Source organism: Comamonas sp. AG1104, assembly GCF_003350425.1.
GTDB classification, from domain to species: domain Bacteria; phylum Pseudomonadota; class Gammaproteobacteria; order Burkholderiales; family Burkholderiaceae_C; genus Comamonas; species Comamonas testosteroni.
In genome coordinates this window covers 910,705-924,106 of the sequence record NZ_QQAS01000001.1, presented here as the reverse complement: position 1 = coordinate 924,106, position 13,402 = coordinate 910,705, and the positions used below count along the sequence as shown (strand labels likewise).

At 58.1% G+C, this 13,402-nt stretch carries 10 protein-coding genes; 7 read left to right on the top strand and 3 right to left on the bottom strand.

The features are described 5' to 3' along the window. Positions 1 to 156: 156 nt before the first annotated feature. Positions 157 to 1,077 (top strand): alpha/beta hydrolase, encoded by a 921-nt coding sequence (locus tag DFO48_RS04050; RefSeq protein ID WP_114862593.1) that lies wholly within the window; start codon positions 157 to 159, stop codon positions 1,075 to 1,077. On the opposite strand, the gene DFO48_RS04045 is transcribed toward DFO48_RS04050, so the two are convergent. Beyond that, entirely contained in the window at positions 1,047 to 2,153 is a 1,107-nt protein-coding gene (locus tag DFO48_RS04045) for a site-specific integrase (RefSeq protein WP_114862592.1), read from the bottom strand. The genes DFO48_RS04050 and DFO48_RS04045 overlap by 31 nt on opposite strands. Before the next feature lie 443 nt (positions 2,154 to 2,596). On the opposite strand from DFO48_RS04045, the gene DFO48_RS04035 reads away from it, so the two are divergent. From DFO48_RS04035 to aspD, 3 genes are all read left to right on the top strand, one after another. Next, positions 2,597 to 3,580 carry a DNA-binding protein gene (locus DFO48_RS04035; RefSeq protein WP_114862590.1) on the top strand — a complete coding sequence of 328 codons (984 nt, stop codon included), beginning with the start codon at positions 2,597 to 2,599 and terminating at the stop codon, positions 3,578 to 3,580. A 380-nt stretch (positions 3,581 to 3,960) separates the two neighbouring features. Beyond that, positions 3,961 to 5,646: an aspartate-alanine antiporter gene (aspT, locus tag DFO48_RS04030; protein WP_199406944.1), complete on the top strand. Its 1,686-nt coding sequence runs from the start codon at positions 3,961 to 3,963 to the stop codon at positions 5,644 to 5,646. A 44-nt stretch (positions 5,647 to 5,690) separates the two neighbouring features. Next, positions 5,691 to 7,292, top strand: a complete 1,602-nt coding sequence (aspD, locus tag DFO48_RS04025; RefSeq protein ID WP_003075087.1) for an aspartate 4-decarboxylase — start codon at positions 5,691 to 5,693, stop codon at positions 7,290 to 7,292. 160 nt (positions 7,293 to 7,452) lie between these two features. On the opposite strand, the gene DFO48_RS04020 is transcribed toward aspD, so the two are convergent. After that, complete coding sequence (locus DFO48_RS04020) at positions 7,453 to 9,021, bottom strand: argininosuccinate lyase (RefSeq protein ID WP_114862588.1); 1,569 nt, start codon at positions 9,019 to 9,021, stop codon at positions 7,453 to 7,455. A 366-nt stretch (positions 9,022 to 9,387) separates the two neighbouring features. Further along, positions 9,388 to 10,278, bottom strand: a complete 891-nt coding sequence (locus DFO48_RS04015; protein WP_114862587.1) for a LysR family transcriptional regulator — start codon at positions 10,276 to 10,278, stop codon at positions 9,388 to 9,390. Positions 10,279 to 10,358: 80 nt separating this feature from the next. Here DFO48_RS04015 and DFO48_RS04010 point away from each other — a divergent pair, with 80 nt between their 5' ends. From DFO48_RS04010 to DFO48_RS04000, 3 genes are read left to right on the top strand one after another with little or no spacing between them, the layout of a single operon-like run. Next, positions 10,359 to 11,738: an acyclic terpene utilization AtuA family protein gene (locus DFO48_RS04010; RefSeq protein WP_114862586.1), complete on the top strand. Its 1,380-nt coding sequence runs from the start codon at positions 10,359 to 10,361 to the stop codon at positions 11,736 to 11,738. A gap of 3 nt (positions 11,739 to 11,741) precedes the next feature. Further along, complete coding sequence (locus tag DFO48_RS04005; RefSeq protein ID WP_114862585.1) at positions 11,742 to 12,104, top strand: hypothetical protein; 363 nt, start codon at positions 11,742 to 11,744, stop codon at positions 12,102 to 12,104. Between the two features lie 30 nt (positions 12,105 to 12,134). After that, positions 12,135 to 13,106 (top strand): tripartite tricarboxylate transporter substrate binding protein, encoded by a 972-nt coding sequence (locus DFO48_RS04000; protein ID WP_114862584.1) that lies wholly within the window; start codon positions 12,135 to 12,137, stop codon positions 13,104 to 13,106. The last annotated feature ends 296 nt before the right edge of the window (positions 13,107 to 13,402 follow it).

Genomic DNA, 13,402 nt, shown 5'->3' with positions numbered 1-13,402 from the left:
ATGTAATTTAATGTGTCCAAGTGACAGGCGCATAGGTCTAATTGGAGGATGCCGTCTCGTGCAGTTGACGCTTTCGGGGCTCTAGAGAGCTATCAACGTGGCTTATGCTGCGCGCTGCGAGTGATCGCCGCTCGAACCCCAAAGCCGCGCAGAAAAATGCCTCCCATCTCGACCGCTCTCACGACCGCTTACTACGACCGCCAATACAACGCCCGCGCCAGCGTGCAGGATCCGCTGGCGTATATGACGCGCTACACGCAGGAAAGCCAGGCCGCATTTGCATTGTCTGGCGCAGTTCGCAACCAGCGCTACAGCCCCAGGGCTACGGATGTTCTGGATATCTATCTGCCCGCAACGCGGACAGCGAAAGCACAGGCTGCGCCTGTTTTCATCTTCATCCATGGCGGCTACTGGAAGGCCTTGAGCAAGGATGATTCGGCTTTCATGGCACCTGCACTGACGCAGCAAGGTGCCATCGTCGTGGTGCCTGACTACGATCTGGCACCGGCCGTCACGCTTGACCATATCGTCGAGCAGATGCGCCAGGCCTATGCCTGGGTGGTGCGCAATATCGCCATCTACGGTGGTGATGCCTGCAATATCTGTGTCTGCGGCAGCTCGGCCGGTGGACATTTGGCAGCCATGCTGCTGGCTAGGGGGTGGCAGCAAGACTATGACCTGCCAGTGCAGGCAGTGCCTCGATCGGTCTTGACCTTGAGCGGCCTGTTTGACCTGCAGCCGCTGCTGACAACCCATATCAACGACTGGATGCAGCTGGACGATGCTGCAGCCATACGCAACAGCCCGCGCTTTCTGCTGCCCGATGCGAGTACGCATGGTCAGTGCCAGTTGCGCGTGAGCTGCGGCGAGTTTGAAAGCCATGAATTCAAGCGCCAGTCGCGCGAATATCTGGCTGCCTGGCAGGCGCGTTGTCTGCCGGGGCAATGGGTGGAGGCACCGGCTACCAACCACTTTGATTTGCCACTGCAACTGGCCGATCCGCAATCCGCCATTCATCAGACTGCGCTGCAGCTGATGGGGCTTGATCAGTCCCCGTCCAGCATGCGCGCGGCCTGATTGTTGAGTGCCGAGTCGGCCCGGAAGTAGCCGAGTACGGTGTTCACGCTATGGTGCCCGGTCAATGCCATGGTGTCAGCCAGTGGCAGATTGCGCCTGCCGGCCTCGGTCACAAATCCAGAGCGTAGCGAGTGTGCCGAAAAGTCTCCTTCCACACCAGCCAGCGCACAGCGTTCTTTAACGATGTTGCGCACCGCAGCGGGAGTCAGTGGCTCTGCCACATGGCCTCCTTTGCGGATTCGCCTGAAGATAGGACCTTCTGTGATCCGTGCAGCATCCAGCCATGCTCTCAAGGCAATGGCTGCACGGCCGGTAACGGGCTTGTGATTTTCGGGGGCATCGGTGCCGCTCTGGTTGGTCTTGCTATGGCTCAGGGTGTAGATGAATTCCCCATTAGCCACAGTGCGCAGGAAACGCATATCGGCGCCAGCCACTTCGGAACGGCGACGCCCGCCACTGGCCCAGGCAAACAGTAGCAGCGCCCGGTCGCGCAGGCCGCGCAAGCTGTCGTCGCAGCTTGCCAGCAACTCCTCCAGCACATCGCGCGTCAGCGCCTCTTTCTTCTGTGGCAACTCGCCGCGCCTTGCATAGGCCTTGCGCGTGCGCGACATCAGCTCCTTCACTGCCCCGTCCTGACAGGGATTGGGCAGGGCATGCACCTGATGCGCCTTGGACATCACGGCCATGCGATGCACCAGCGTGCTGTGTGAAGGAGCCCCTTTTTTACCCTTGTAGCCGGCTGCAACCAGGGCTTCATCGATTTCGGGTGGCATTTCATGGAGCAAGCCCCCAGAGGTCTGCCTCTGGGCATGGTCGATGATGAATTGCAGCACCGTGGAAACCTGCAACGGCAGTTGCATGGGCTGACCAAGGCGCAGCAGATGCCAGGCCGCCCAATAACGCATGGCGCTTTGATAACTGCTGCGCGTATTGCTGGACTCTCCCTCCTGCATGAGCTCCTTGATGGCTTCATGCGCTTTGGGTGCAAGAGCAGACTCCGGCACATCCTGTGTCTGCAGGCGGTAGGCATCAAAAGTCACAGGAGCAGGGAAGGGCGAGGGCTTTCTTGAATCCATGGCGCTATTTTCCCCCCTGACTTTGCATGCCAGCTGAAATCGATGTGCCGGCAAAAGCAGGCGCAGCACCGCAGACCCTGCTGTCCTTGCTCACGCGTCCTTATTCACGCCCTGTCAGGCGGGCGCAACTCTGTGTGAGGGCCTGCGAGCTGATGGCAGGCATCGCGTACATCAATGACAGCTATCAGGCACAGCATGCCTTCATGCCAGCCTGATCACAGGCTTGGCAGAACCGCCAGTACGCAAACCAGCGAAATTGCTCTCGCTCGAACTCAGAACGGACTTCATCCGAATAAAAGGGGGTGAAAACGGGTTAATGTACGTTGTCATCTGTATGAAAATTTCATACGTAATATTTAATACATAAGATGTATTGTGTATTACGTATATTAAATATAGATCACGATAACAATCACTTATCGTTAGTTATTTGAAGCATGGATATGAATACAAGCAAAACTACGTCCAGAGGTGTTCAGGAGTCCGATGTCTGGGCTGCGGCGGATGCTTTGATTGCCCAGGGGCTGCGTCCGACCATAGAGCGGGTGCGTCAGCAGATAGGGCGAGGCTCTCCCAATACGGTCAGCCCCATGCTGGAGACCTGGTTTGCAACGCTGGGCCGTCGTCTGGGCGTGGCTGGAGAGCAGGACCCGTCCGTGTTGCAATCGGTGCCGGACCCTGTGCAGCGTCTGGCCGAAGAGCTCTGGAATACGGCGCAGGAAGAGGCGAAAGCCGCAGCCAGCAAGGCTTTGGATCTTCGCGAACAGGCTTTGAAAGCTGCAGAGCAGGCATTTGTGGCTCAACAGGAGCAACTCGCGCAGCGCCAGGCCACTATGGAAGCGCAAAAAGATGCGCTGAATCAAGCCCTGCAGGCAGCTCAAAATCACGCCCAAGACTTGGCTCGGCGTCTTGACGAAATGCAGCAGACGCTACAGGAACGTGATCAGCGCCTGGAAGAACTACGTGATGAGCTGAGCAAGGCCGTACGCCAACGTGAGTTGCAGCAGCAAAAGCACAGCGAGGAAATTCAGTCGGCCGCCGCCGAGCGCCAGCGCATGGCCGAGCAGTACGCGGGCAACGAACGCCATATGCTCAACGAGGTCGATCGTGCGCGGCAGGAACTCACTGCAGCGCGAAAAAGCCTGCAGGAGCAGGAACGCAAGGCAGAGTCCCGCTATCAGGAGTTGCAGACTCGCTTTGAACAATCCGAGCAGGAGATCCTGAATCTGCATGCCCAGTTACAGACCGCCCAGAACACGGCAGCATTGGCGCAGGAGCGTGCAGCCGATCTCAAGAGCCTGCTGGAGGCACAACAAAGACTGGCGGCAGCAGCCAATGCAACGGATCCCAATGTGGCCCAACCCCTGACGCGTCGAAGCAATCTGGCGGCAACCCGGCGCTCCATAAACCGACGAACCTTGCGCTAACCGTTATCCGGCGCCCAGGCTGCGATCCAGCTCAGTCTCGGCGCCAAAGGCTTGACCGCCGGTTGATGCCGGTGGCTTGTCAATATTGGCGGTCAATGCCAAGCCGTAACTGAAGAGCCATGAGTATTTTGAAAAGAATAATCGGCAACGTCCTACATTTCGGCACGCTTTTGTCTTTAATAGTGGATGGAAATAGAAGAAGACAAGAACCTACCCAGCTAATGGACGTGGCATCAGTTTTGAGATAGGCGATCTCGATCCACGCTGCCTAGTAGCAAACCGCTTTCTCCTGAGTTCAAGCATTTCCAGGCCCTCTGCTTTTTGGGTGCCTGGACGGGCTTTCCGTTGCTTGATCCTTTTATCCGGAAGTAGAGGTGGCCGTGGAATTACTCAAAAGCATCTTTCACCAATCACCGGAGGCCGCACTTTTCGCGTCTCTGGCTCTGGGGTACTGGGTCGGTAAGTTCCGCTTCGGATCATTCCAGCTGGGTGGTGTGGCTGGTTCGCTATTGGCGGCCGTGTTGATCAGTCAGATCGGTATACAGATCGATTCAGGCATCAAGGCTGTGCTTTTTGCCTTGTTCATATACGCCGTAGGCTTTGAAAGCGGCCCCCAGTTCTTCAATTCTTTGGGGCGTCATTCGGTCAAGGAAATCATGATGGCCGTCGTGGTGGCCTTGTCCGGCTTGATCACGGTGGTGGTGATTGCTCGGATATTCGGGCTGGACAAAGGCCTGGCTGCAGGCCTTGCAGCCGGCGGATTGACGCAGTCGGCAATCATTGGGACGGCTGGCTCTGCCATTGAGAAACTCGGGCTCTCGGGTGAAGAGGTGCAGCGCATGCAGGCTAATGTCGCCATCGGCTATGCGGTCACCTATATATTTGGCTCTTTCGGCGCCATCATCATGTGCGTCAATGTCCTGCCATGGATTACCGGACGCAATATCCGGGATGACGCGGTTCAAGCCGAGCAGGAGCAGCTCAAGGGCGTTCGAGTTTATGGCGTGGGTGAATCGCCAGCGGCACCCGATCTGGTGGGGCGTATTTTCCGCGTCGCTCAATCAGGCAAAACCGTGGCCGATCTCGAAGCAGAGGGGACTCAGGGCAGGGTGACAGTGGAGCGCATTCAGCGAAAGAATGCCCTGGTCGGCGTGGACTCCAGCCTGGTACTTGAGGCTGGCGACATTATTTTGCTGGTCGGACGCCGCTCCGCCGTGGTGTCTCTGGGCAAGTCGGTAGGCGATGAGCTGCCCGGTGCCCAGGGCATGGATGTGGTGATGGTGCGCCGCGATGTGGCCATTTCCAATTCCCAGTATCTGAACCGCAGCGTCAAGGACATTCTGGACAGCCTGTCTCAGGATCTCAAGCACGGCGTATATGCCGAGGGCTTGATACGCGCGGGATCGCCGGTTCCCATCACTGCGCAGACCATGGTGATGCCCGGCGATGTGGTCACCTTGTTCGGCACGCCTCAGGACGTTCAGAAGGCAGCCCAGGCCGCCGGTCCCATCATTGTTCCCAGCGACAAGACCGACTGGGTGTTCCACGGCTTCGGCATTGTCGTCGGCCTGCTGATCGGCCTGCTGGTGCTGCGCATAGGCGCTATTCCCATCACCTTGGGCAGCGGTGGTGGAGCCTTGCTCTCGGGCCTGCTGTTTGGCTGGTGGCGAAGCCGCAAGCACACCATGGGCAATATGCCGACAAGCGCCTCAACATTGCTGCGCGATCTGGGGCTGGCCGGTTTTGTGGCCATGGTGGGCCTGCAGTCCGGCCAGCAGGCGGTCAGCACGGTCATGGAGCAGGGCTTGACGTTGTTCATGCTGGGCGTTCTGGTCACCATCATTCCGCTGCTGATTGCCATTTTGTTCGGCAAGTATGTGCTGCGCTACGACAACGTGGCCGTATTCGCGGGATCGCTGTCGGGCGCACGCAGTGCCAACCCCGCGTTTGGCGAGGTTCTGGACAAGGCCGGCAATTCAATCCCCACCACCCCGTTTGCAATCACTTATGCGTTGGCCAATGTGTTCCTGACTTTGTTGGGTCCGCTGGTCATTGCCTTTGCGTGAAACCCCTGCACTGATTCACTAGGACGAATGGAAGGAGTTGCGATATGAGCAAGGATTATCAGAGTCTGGCGAACTTGAGCCCGTTCGAGCTCAAGGATGAGTTGATCAAGATCGCCTCGGGCGACGGAAATCGCCTCATGCTCAATGCGGGGCGGGGCAATCCCAATTTTCTGGCAACCACCCCGAGAAGAGCATTTTTCCGTCTGGGCTTGTTCGCGGCTGCCGAGTCGGAACTTTCGTATTCGTATATGACCACGGTCGGTGTGGGAGGCCTGGCAAAGATCGAGGGCATAGAAGGGCGCTTCGAGCGCTATATTGCCGAGAACCGCGATCAGGAAGGCGTGCGCTTTCTCGGTAAATCCCTGAGTTATGTGCGCGATCAGCTGGGCTTGGATCCGGCCGCCTTCCTGCACGAAATGGTTGACGGCATTCTGGGCTGCAATTATCCCGTTCCCCCTCGGATGCTGAACATCAGCGAACAAATCGTGCGCCAGTACATCATCCGTGAAATGGGGGCCGATGCAATTCCCAGCGAGTCCGTGAACCTGTTTGCGGTCGAGGGGGGAACGGCCGCCATGGCCTACATCTTCGAGAGCATGAAGGTCAACGGCCTGCTCAAGGCTGGTGACAAGGTAGCCATCGGCATGCCGGTTTTCACTCCGTACATAGAAATTCCGGAACTGGCCCAGTATGCGCTGGAGGAGGTAGCCATCAATGCCGACCCGGCCCTCAACTGGCAATATCCGGACTCCGAGCTGGACAAGCTCAAGGACCCGGCCATCAAGATCTTCTTCTGTGTGAATCCCAGCAATCCGCCATCGGTAAAGATGGACGAGCGCAGCCTTGAGCGTGTGCGCAAGATTGTGGCCGAACATCGACCGGATCTGATGATCCTGACCGATGACGTCTATGGCACGTTTGCCGATGGCTTTCAGTCGCTCTTTGCGATTTGCCCGGCCAACACTTTGTTGGTCTATTCATTCTCCAAATACTTTGGTGCCACTGGCTGGCGTCTGGGTGTCGTGGCCGCCCATAAGGAAAACATCTTCGACTTGGCATTGGGCAAGCTGCCTGAGTCCGAGAAAACAGCGCTCGATCATCGCTATCGTTCACTGCTGCCCGATGTGCGTTCATTGAAATTCATAGATCGCCTGGTTGCCGACAGCCGCGCTGTTGCCCTGAACCACACGGCCGGTCTGTCCACGCCGCAGCAGGTCCAGATGACCTTGTTCTCGCTGTTTGCGCTCATGGACGAGAGCGACCAGTACAAGCACACGCTCAAGCAACTGATACGACGTCGTGAAGCAACGCTGTATCGCGAGTTGGGAACGCCTCCGCAAAGAGATGAAAATGCGGTCGATTACTACACCTTGATTGATCTGCAGGACGTGACGTCGAAGCTTTATGGCGAAGCGTTCTCCAAATGGGCGGTCAAGCAGTCCTCGACCGGCGACATGCTGTTCCGGATTGCCGACGAAACAGGGATCGTGCTCCTGCCGGGGCGCGGCTTTGGATCGGACCGTCCATCGGGACGCGCCTCCTTGGCCAATCTCAACGAGTATGAGTATGCGGCCATAGGTCGTGCGCTGCGCAAAATGGCTGACGAGCTGTACGCGCAATACACCGAGCAAGGCAACAAACGCTGACGGTGAAGGGCTTGCCTGAATGGCCATGAGTGATCCTCTTGGCCACATTCAGGCTGCGGTGCAGTGCATCAAGGCTTTGCGGCACCGTCACTCACAAAAAGCCTGTCCCGCCACCAATGCATTTGAAAAGAGGCTTCGGCCTCTTTTCTGGTTTTCCTCTTCACTGAGCCGTCAGGCGTGAGAAGTCGCGATCAAGATCCTTGATGGCCGTCTCGATGCGTTTGCTTCGCTCGGCCGTCCACTGCTCCTCCTGGGCAAGCATTTGCCTGGAGCGCGCAATCATGCGGGCCATCTCCGCAGGCTGGGGGCCGCCAGCAGTCACACGATTCTTCACGATGGCCACAGGGTCCAGCGCTGCCCGGAACTCGCTCTCTGACATTGGCAGGCTGCCGTTCTCGATGGGCATCTCGTGTTTCAGCGTCGCTGCATAGATGCGCTGAGCATCGGCGTAGGGGAAGTCTCGTGGGGTGATATTGCGCTCCTTGGCAAAGCTCACGACCTCCGACGCAAAGTGGTGGCCAACGCGGAACGGCAATTTGTACTTGCGCATCAGAACATCGGCCACTTCCTGGGATGCCGTCCAGTCGAGATTGAGCTCCTCCAGTGCGCGCTCGGGATTGATGACCAGGCCGCCTAGCACCTTGTCAAACCCCTGAAGAGTGGAAATCGTGGCACCAACAAGCGCCGAAGAGTCATGGGAAGACTTGTTGTCGCTCATTCCCGGCGGAATATTGTGCTGGCTGATGAGGCGCCCCACACCCAGGGCCAAGACCCGCGAGGCATTGGCGCGGGTGTCGTTGAGCAATCCAGGGTTGCGCTTCTGAGGCATGGCGCTGGAGACATAGGTGTTGCCTCCGCCTTCCCGGAGCAGAATCCAGGGTCTGGGCTGTGCATACTGCACCATCACGTCCTCGACAAAAGCTCCGACATGCAGGGCAATGCTCGAAGCAACTGCGCCAACCTCCACCGGCATTTCCGCAGCCAGGATTTGCGCGGCATCGTAGGCGTTATCCACGGTGCCCGGGTAGCCAAGGTACTTGGCCATGCGCTCCCGATTCAGCGGCCAGCTGGTGCCGTTGAGAACCGTAGTGCCCATTGCCGACTGGTCGATGCGTGCAAAAGCCTCGTGAAGACGCTGGGCATCACGGTCAAAGCCCGCGAGATGTCCCAGAAGATAGTGCCCGTAACTGTTGGGCTGGGCCGCAACCCCGTTGGTATAGTTCGGAACGACTGTGCCGGCATAGGTCTCCGCCAGCCGCAGAAGATGAGCACGGGTCTGAGCCAGCTGCCTGGCCAGACGCAGCATGTCGTCGCGCTGTATGGCGGAGCGCACGGTGGCCAGCATGTCCTGACTTGAACGCCCGGCATGCAGCAAAGTGGCTTCCACGCCGGCAGCTTCGATGAGCAGGGGCTCGAATGTGATCACCAGACCCGGTCGTTTTCCGTTGGGAGCATCGCCTGCCGCCAGCACACTCTGCAGACCTCGTGCAATTTTGGGCGCCATGGCTTTGTCCAGCAGGCCTTCGTCGGTATTGATGACTGCCGAAGCCTTGTTGATCTGGCCCAGCCAGAAAAAGGCATCTCGCTTTGACTCCTGCGCAAGCGTGACGTTGGCCAGCGCTGCCAGCGCAAACCCGGCAACTATCAGCTTGCGCAGCGCGCCGTCGGCAAGACGGCCAGGGAAATTGAGGTTGACGGCAGTGCGCTTTCGACTGGCTCTGTACTTCATGTATGTCTCCGCGGCTTTAGAAATTGATGCTGAGCAAGGCCAGCTGCACTGCATGACCGACTTGCGTTCTCTGCAAGCACAGAGGCGAGATATCTCTGCATGATGCGAGGACGCAAGTGGCTTCAATGAGCTGACCCGTAAGCAGCTGAGCTTAAGACCAGGAGAGGACAGCGTGTAGATGCGCAAACCTGGGCAGTGGCAGGCTGACGACAGCCGGCCATGCATGCTGTGTTTTCGCGCACTTCGCGGTTGCAGGCGTGGCCATAGTCTCCTGGGTTTCGAAGGAGCTGATCCCTCATGCATGGCAGCATTCGCAGCGTGGCCGATCGCCGAGCATTTGCGACCTGGATTTCGCAGGGATGAGGTTCAGGCGTTTGCCGGACGCATGTCCTGCATCAATTGATAGAGCGCTTCAGCCACCAATGAAAGGCTGCGCTCTCGCTTCCGGACCATGTAGATCTGCCTGTCCATACCTGGCAGCAGCAGGTGCCGCGCCACCAATCCAGGCTTGTCGAAGTGAAACAGGCTCAGCGCGGGAGCTACGGTGATGCCTAGTCCGGCTTGCACCAGCCCCATCACGGTGGCCAATTGCTCAACTTCAACGAAAGTCTGCATTTTTCGCGGGAAAAAAGCGGCATCCAGATACTGACGAACGCTGCTGTGGCGTGCCAGGTGGATGAATGGCCAGGGCGTCAGATCTTCCAGCGACAGCGCGTCCTTGTCCGCCAGTGGATGGTCGCTAGGGCACACCATATAGAAGCCGTCACTGCAAAACGGCTCAGCCTTCAGGTCGGGAGTATCCACGCGTATGGCGGCCAGCGCAAAATCCGCCTCTCCATTGGCCACGGCAGCAATGCATGGCTCGGACAGCACGTCCAACACACTCAGCTGAACTCCTGGATGCCGGGCCGTGTACACCTTCAGCACCTCAGGAAGCCAGCCTGCGGCAAGGGATGGCAGCAATGCAACTGATACATGTCCCTGGGCCAGTTGTGCAGTATCACGCATCGCTCTTTCGCAGGCAGCGAACTCTGCGGCGAGGCGCTCTGCAGACTGCAAAAATCGCTCCCCTTCACGGGTAAGCACCACGTGCCTTGTGCTGCGGTCGAAAAGCTTGAGACCTACCGTTTGCTCCAAGGAGCGGATGAGGGCACTGAAAGCCGGTTGTGACAAGTGGCACATGCTGGCGGCCTGGGTGAAGTTCTTTTGTTTGGCCAGTACCAGGAATGCCTGCACATCGCGCGACGATAGATTCATTTGAAATGCAGATTAATTAATATCAATAATCGATTTCACAGCTTATAGCGGTTTTCCTATAGTGGGCAACAGGAGGTTTCATGACAAGAGTGCAAAACGAAACGACGTCATTGCTCATCGGATGTGCGGCAGGCTTTTCCGGCGATCGAATTGATGCAGCGCAACCCGTCGTGCGGGAGCTGGTTCGACAAAGCAAACCTGCCTTTCTGATCTTTGAAACGCTTGCCGAGCGCACTCTGGCACTGGCACAACTTGCTCGTCGTCAGAATCCCGATGCCGGCTATGAGCCTCTCATGGTGGAGTTTCTCCGGCCCGTGCTCGCCGACTGCCTCGCGCACGGCATCCGAATCGTCAGCAACTTTGGCGCGGCCAACCCACAAGGTGCAGCCCGAGCCATCGCGGCATTGGCCAAGGAGCTCGGAACGCGCCAACCCCAAATAGCAGTGGTTCATGGAGATGACCTCAGCGGCCCCGCGCATTACCAGTTGCTCGAAAACGCTCTGGGCTCGGACATGCCAGAGCAGCAACTGGTGAGCGCCAATGCCTATATAGGTGCACGACCCATTGCCGAGGCCCTGCTGGCAGGTGCAGACATTGTGGTGTGCGGCCGCGTCTCCGACCCCTCACTGGTGGTGGGCCCTGCCATGGCCCACTTCGGCTGGGCCTGGGATGACTGGAATCGCCTGGCCCGAGCCACGATGACCGGGCATCTGCTGGAATGTGGAACCCAGGTCTCTGGCGGCTATTTCGCCGACCCCGGGTACAAAGATGTACCGGACATGGACCGCCTGGGGTATCCCATAGCCGAAATCGACAGCGCAGGCAACAGCACCATCTTCAAGCCATCTCTGACCGGGGGGTGCATCACTGCAGCGACGGTCAAGGAGCAGCTGCTCTACGAAATCCATGACCCTGCCTGCTACCTCACGCCAGACGTTGTTGCCGACATCACTCAGGCAGAAGTGATTTCGGTTGGGCCTGACCGGGTGCGCCTGGAAGGTGTCATCGGCCACCCGAGACCGGAGACGCTCAAAGTCAATGTCTGCTTCGAATCAGGGTGGTTTGCCGAGGCAGAGATCTCCTACGCAGGTCCAAGAGCTGCTGAACGTGCGCGTTTGGCCGCCCAGACCATATCCAGGCGCCTGGCGAATATTGCCCCCCTCAGAACAGACCTGATCGGCGTAACCAGCGTCTGGGGAAACGACAGCAGCGACTGGCTGACTGAAGCAAGCATTGCCGGCGAATCCCGGGATGTTCGGCTTCGCATGGCCTGGCAGCATGCCGACCATGCAGTTGCTGCGCGTCTGCCACGCGAGATAAATGCCTTGTATTGCTGCGGCCCGGCGGGGGGAGGGGGCGTTCGCACCCATATGCGCCAGCGCCTGGGAATGGTGTCGTGCCTGGTACCTCAGCAACAGATTACGACTGGCTTTCACTGGACCAAGTCGCATCAGGAGTAAGCCATGAACTCAAGCCTTACCGTTCCCCTTTACCGAGTTGCGCATGGGCGCACGGGTGACAAAGGCAACCGCTCCAACATCAGCGTCATTGCATGGCATCCGCAGTTGTGGGAAGTGGTGTGCGAGCAAGTCACCGAGCAAGCCGTGATTCGTCTGTTTGCAGACCGCAAACCAAGCCATGTCCAGCGATACCTGCTACCCAGGCTACACGCCATGAATCTGGTGCTCGACAACGTGCTGGATGGGGGGGTCAATGACTCGCTGAATCTTGATAGCCATGGAAAAACGCTGTGCTTCAGGGTGCTTGAAATGCCTGTCGTGGTTCCATGCCATCTCGAGTCACTGCTGGCCGGTCCGACACCCTGAATTGCTACAACAACCACTAGGAGACAAACCATGAAATTTCTGACACGACGCACTGTTCTTGCATGCTGTGCAAGCCTGGCACTCAGCCCCTTGGCCTTTGCACAGGGCGAATATCCAAACAAGCCCATTACCTTTATCGTTCCGTTTGCCGCCGGCAGCGCCACAGACCAGCTTGCGCGCGCCTTGGGACAAGCCGTTTCCGAGCAAACCAAGCAGCCGGTCGTGGTGGAAAACAAAGGCGGTGCCAGTGGCATGATTGCGGCTCAAGCGGTGGCCAAGGCCGCGCCGGATGGCTATACCGTGCTCATCACGACCAATACGACGCATGCGGCCAATGAACATTTGTACAAAAAGCTCTCCTATGACCCTGTCAAGGATTTCACCCCCATCACAGGTCTGGGCAAAGGTGGGCAGGTTCTGGTCGTCCCTGCGACTTCGCCATATCAGTCCGTGGGCGAGCTGCTGAGCTACGCCAAAGCCAATCCCGGCAAGCTGAGTTTCGGCAGCGGCAGCTCTTCAAGCAGAGTCGCAGGCGAAATGCTCAAGCAGCTCGCTGGCGTCGATATCCTTCACGTTCCCTACAAGAGCAATCCGCTTGCTCTCACGGATCTCCTCGGGGGGCAGATAAACCTGATGATTACAGACGTCTCAACGGGCGTTCCTCAGATCAAGGCGGGTAAGTTGCGCCCATTGGGATATTCCACCCAGAAGCGCAGCGCACAGTTGCCCGATGTTCCGACCATCTCGGAAGCGGGTGTCAAAGGCTATGACATGGGCTACTGGTTTGCCGCTTACACACCCGCCAATACACCAGCACCTGTCGCGGGCAGACTCAACCAATTGCTGGCCAAAGCCGTGAACAGTGCTGCGGCCAAGTCCTTCTTCAATATGTCCGGCTCCGAAGCCTGGACCACCTCAGCCTCGGAGTTGGCACAATTCCAAGCCGCCGAAACCACCAAGTGGGGGCAGGTCATCAAGGCGGCAGGCATTACCCCTGAATAAAGCAGACGACTGCTCAGCGGTCAAGGATATTGGCCGCTGACTCGCACACCACTCACTTTTCAAGTGAACAGCCCGGCTGCCTTGAGGTGCTTGGCGCTCGCTGTAGAGCACGCCACCACGCGTTATGCAGTTGCACCTGCGAGACGCTGCGCACGAAAAACTATCCCGTGCCGAAGTCGACGGAGACGTGAAAAGTAGCAGAACAAAAGGCTCATTTGATGAGACACGCCTCGCCAAAGCGCCCGATGTTCCGTTATCGGAGTTGAAAAATGCTGGTCAATTGCAACTCCAAACCA